Origin of the sequence: Arthrobacter sp. CAL618, assembly GCF_000468215.1 — a bacterium.
In the GTDB taxonomy this organism is placed as follows: domain Bacteria; phylum Actinomycetota; class Actinomycetes; order Actinomycetales; family Micrococcaceae; genus Arthrobacter_D.
This window is the reverse complement of sequence record NZ_ASZW01000100.1, coordinates 1-4,416: the sequence shown is the minus strand read 5'-3', so window position 1 is coordinate 4,416 and position 4,416 is coordinate 1. Positions and strand designations below refer to the sequence as shown.

The window sequence follows — 4,416 nt, the reverse complement described above, 5'->3', positions numbered from 1 at the left end:
CGGGAAGGCCGGCTTCCCGGCGTGTTTGCGCGATCAGGTTCGCGGTCCGCACGGCGGTACCCGAGGGAGCGTCCACCTTGTCCGGATGATGCAGTTCGACGATCTCAACCGACTCGAAGTATTTGGCTGCCCGCGCGGCGAACGCTGAGGCCAGCACCGAGCCGACCGCGAAGTTCGGGGCGATCAGCACCCCGGTGGTCGGGTGATCAGCGAGCAGACTGCCGAGCTGCTGCAGCCGTGATTCGTCCCACCCGGTAGTCCCGACGACGGCATGGATGCCGCGCTCCACGGCGAACACCACGTTGTCGAAGGTCGCGTCGGGGACGGAGAGGTCGACGATGCATTGCGCGCCGGCCGCGACAATGGTGTCCAGGGTGTCTTCGCGCCCGAGGGCTGCCACCAGTTTCAGGTCCGCTGCGGCGTCGATGGCCTTGACGGCCTCCGACCCCATGCGGCCGGCGGCGCCGAGTACGGCCACGGCAAGTTGTTCAGTCATAACACCCAACCCTACTGATCGGGCACTCCCCTGCCCATTTGGGTCAGGAGTCCCCCGCGGTGGCTGCGGATCCGGCACCCACCCACTCGACGGTCCCGTCGGTGAAGAACTGTTCCTTCCAGATGGGGACCTTTTCCTTGACGGTGTCCACCAGCTCGGAGCAGGCGGCGAAGGCTTCGCCCCGGTGGGCGGAGGCGACAGCTGCCACCAGGGCAGGGTCACCAATGGTTAGCGGACCGACGCGGTGCGCCACCCAGATCCGAACGCCCTGGTACCGGGCGGCGATCCCGTCGGCGATCTCGCCGATAATCCGCTCAGCGCTGGGGTGCGCCGAGTAGCTCAGCGACGTGACGTCGCGGCCGCCGTCGTGGTTTCTCACCACCCCGCCGAAACCCACTACCGCTCCACAGTCCGGTGCGTCGACCTGGGCGAGGGCCTCATCGAGGCTGATGCTTTGCTGCGCGAGGGACACATGCACCACGTGGCTAGTGTTCATTTTTTCCTTCCAGCTGGGAGCAGATGTGCCCCAGCAGTGGTTTGAGCACTGCCAACCCGTCCCGGACCCCGCCGGGTGAGCCGGGCAGGTTGATCACGAAGGTGCTTCCGGCGGTGCCAGCATGACCACGGCTCAGTGCTGCTGTTGGGACCTTCTCGGTACCGAGGCGCCGGAGCGCTTCCATCACGCCGGGCAGGTGGCGCTGAAGGTAGGGTGCGGTTTGTTCGGGGGTGACATCGTCGGGGCTCAACCCGGTGCCGCCGCTGGTGATAACCACCGACGGTGAGCCCTTGAGCACGTCACCGATCGTTTGGCCCACGGCGTCGCCGTCGGGCACCACCAGGGTTTCCTGCGGCGCGAAGCCGTTCTCCAGCAGCCAGCTGTGGATGAGTGGACCGCACTCGTCCTGGTAAACCCCGGCGGCTGCGCGGGTCGAGGCGATGATCACCGCTGCGGTGCGCGGGGCGCTCATGCCGTCCAGTCCCCGCTCTTGCCGCCGGACTTCGCCAGCACTTTCGTGTCAGTGATGATGGCCCGCTTGTCCACTGCCTTGATCATGTCGTAGAGCGCGAGGGCTGCCAGGGAGGCACCGGTCAGGGCTTCCATCTCGACGCCGGTGACTGCCGTTGTCTTGACCGCGCAGGTAATTGTCACGGCGTTCTCGGCGGCCTCGAAATCCACGGTGATCTTGCTCAAGGGCAGGGGGTGGCAGAGCGGGATCAGTGCGGACGTCTGCTTGGCAGCCAGGATGCCGGCCACCCGCGCGACGGCGAGTGCGTCGCCTTTGGGCAGGCCACCGGCGGTGATCAGTCCGACCACCTCCGCGGTGGTGTGCAGGATGGCCTGTGCGGTGGCTTCGCGGGTGGTTTCAGCCTTCGCCGACACATCGACCATGTGGGCGCTGCCGTCTGCGCGGACGTGGCTCAATGACGACGGGCTGGGGTTCTCGGTCATGCTGTCCTTACTGGTTCTCGATACTTAGCTGTGCTCTGGCCCGGCCACGGCGAGGAGGCTCGCTGCGGGAATCCCAAAGGATGGTGCGCCGTGCACCCCATCCACCAACCAGACGGTAACCAGATCCCCCGCGGCCAGGCAACCGGTGCCAGCCGGTAGGTGGACCAGCACGTTTGATTCGGCCAGCGCATGGATCAGGTGCGATCCCGGGCCGCCTACCAGCCTAACCGTTCCGAGCGCTTCCCCCGCTGCCGCCCGGGGCGTGTACCAGCCCCGCCGGACCTGGTGTTTGGCCTCGGGCGAGGTGACCTCCTCTTCGAGCGCGGCGGTCAGCGCGACCCGAGGATGAGGGGTCCCCGCGACGGCGGTCAGCGCTGGGCGGAGGAACATTTCGAAGGAGACGAGCGCGCTGACCGGGTTGCCCGGGAACCCCAGGAACGGGACACCGCCGATGGTCCCCAACGCCTGCGGTCCGCCCGGTTGCATGGCGACCGAGAGGAACTCGACGCTGCTATTGGCCAGCGCCTGCTTCACCACCTCATACGCGCCCTGACTGATGCCACCGGTGGTGAGGATCAGGTGGATGCCACTGTCGGCCACCGCCGCGAACGCCTCCCGCAGCAGGGCAGGATTGTCATCCATCAGTCGGTGGCGGACGACGGCGGCGCCCGCGTCCAGGAGTGCGCTTTCGAGCAGTGTGGTGTTGGCGTCGAAGATTTTGCCGGGTTGCGGGGTGCTGCCGGGCTCCTGTACTTCGTCCCCGGTGGTCAGCAGCAGGACGGTGAAGGGACGGCGCACCGGGACGGTTGCCACGCCGCAGGCCGCGAGGAGGCCCAGTTGGGCCGGGCCGAGGAGTGTCCCGGCGGTGAGGGCCGCTGTACCGGCCGCGATGTCGCTGCCGATCCGGCGGATGAAGGCACCGGGCTCGACCGTCCCGGGGAGGTCAACGGTCAGGGCGACGCCTGACGCGTAGTCCGCAGCCGAATAGAACTGGGCGGGTGTGACCCGTTCGATTGGGACGACGGCACCGGTGTGGCGGGGAATCATGGCGCCGGTCATGATGGGCGCGGCGGTCCCCTGAACCAGGTCCGGCGGTTCGATGCCAGCCGGAATGGGAGCTCCGACGCTGAGGGTTAGCCCCCGATGGTCGCTGATTACATCCACATCGGCCTCATGGATGGCGTAACCGTCCATCTGCGAGTTATCGAACGGAGGCAGACTCACCGGGGCGGGCAGATCGGTGGCCAGCACCCGGCCGCGGGNCGCCGCCAGCGGAAGGTGGTCGTTGTTCGACTCTGCCCGGCTATCGGCCAGACTGTCGGCGGGGTAGCCGCTGCTGTAGCGCAGCAGCCCCAGCACGGCTTGCTGATGTTCCTCGACGCTTCTGATCATGGGATCCCTACCTGCCCTCACGGTTAGCTCTGATGCTCCACCTTAGGCTCCCATGAAACCGTGCTCAGGCAACCGTGCTCAGGAAACCGTGAACGACACGGTGTGGAGTCCCGTGGCGCCGTCGGGGGTCACCGGTGCCACCCGGTCCACCTGCACCGCCCCCGTCGCATCGACGGCCCGTACCTGCACCGTGTGTGATCCCGGGTCCAGCTGGATGTCGGCCGAGAACTGCCGCCACGTGTCCCGGGAGATCTCGGTTCCCAGCCGGGCGCTCTGCCATCTGCCCCCGTCCACCCTCACCTCGACCCGCTCAATCCCCCGGTGTTGCGCCCAGGCGTAGCCGGCGATCGCGACCGTCCCGGCGGGCACCGTCGAATTGTTTTGGGGGACGTCAATGCGTGAGGAGGTTTTGACCGGCCCACGTTCTGACCAGCCCCGGGTAGACCAGTAGGCGACGTCGTCGTCGTACCGTGTCACTTTCAGCTCGGTCACCCACTTGGTCGCCGAGACGAAACCGTACAGCCCGGGAACCACCAGGCGGACGGGGAACCCATGTTCAACAGGCAGGGTTTCGCCGTTCATTCCGACGGCGATCAGTGAGTCCCGGTCGTCGGTCATGGCTTCCAGCGGAGTGCTGGCGGTGAATCCGTCGATGCTGCGCGACAGCACCATATCGGCCCCCTCCTGGACGCCCGCCATGGCCAGCAGGTCGCGGACCGGCCAGCCGAGCCATTTTGCGTTGCCGATCAGGTCACCGCCCACCACGTTCGAAACGCAGGCGAGGGTGATATAGCTTTCGATCAGGGGCTTGGCCAGGAGCTCGTCGAAGGTCAGCTCGACCTCCCGATCCACCATGCCGGTCACCCGTAGCCGCCAGGTGACCGGATCCACTACCGGCACCACGAGGGCGGTATCGATCCGGTAGTAGTTATCGTTGGGGGTCACGAGCGGTGAAACGCCGTCGACGCCGAGATCCGCCCCTGCGGGAAGCACTGCTGCCGCCGAAGCCCGGTTCGCGCTCGGCGACGGCCTTGGCAGGGAGATCTGTTCCCTGGCGACGGTCACCAGGGATTGGCTG

Annotated in this window: 6 protein-coding genes; all 6 read right to left on the bottom strand. The window is 67.2% G+C overall.

Annotated elements, in window-relative coordinates; all coding sequences use genetic code 11:
• A partial coding sequence (locus tag K728_RS0106605; RefSeq protein ID WP_024476251.1) for a 4-hydroxy-tetrahydrodipicolinate reductase occupies nucleotides 1-496 on the bottom strand: 496 nt, incomplete at its 3' end.
• A gap of 43 nt (nucleotides 497-539) precedes the next feature.
• Complete coding sequence (locus K728_RS0106600) at nucleotides 540-992, bottom strand: molybdenum cofactor biosynthesis protein MoaE (RefSeq protein WP_019483452.1); 453 nt, start codon at nucleotides 990-992, stop codon at nucleotides 540-542.
• A complete protein-coding gene (locus K728_RS0106595; protein ID WP_019483453.1) occupies nucleotides 982-1,464 on the bottom strand; it encodes a MogA/MoaB family molybdenum cofactor biosynthesis protein in 483 nt (160 codons plus the stop codon). Before K728_RS0106595 ends, K728_RS0106600 begins: the two co-directional genes overlap by 11 nt.
• A complete protein-coding gene (moaC, locus tag K728_RS0106590; RefSeq protein ID WP_019483454.1) occupies nucleotides 1,461-1,946 on the bottom strand; it encodes a cyclic pyranopterin monophosphate synthase MoaC in 486 nt (161 codons plus the stop codon). Before moaC ends, K728_RS0106595 begins: the two co-directional genes overlap by 4 nt.
• A gap of 24 nt (nucleotides 1,947-1,970) precedes the next feature.
• Nucleotides 1,971-3,338, bottom strand: a complete 1,368-nt coding sequence (locus K728_RS0106585) for a molybdopterin molybdotransferase MoeA (RefSeq protein ID WP_024476250.1) — start codon at nucleotides 3,336-3,338, stop codon at nucleotides 1,971-1,973.
• Between the two features lie 78 nt (nucleotides 3,339-3,416).
• The coding region (locus K728_RS0106580; RefSeq protein ID WP_024476249.1) for a molybdopterin-dependent oxidoreductase at nucleotides 3,417-4,416 on the bottom strand (1,000 nt) is incomplete at its 5' end.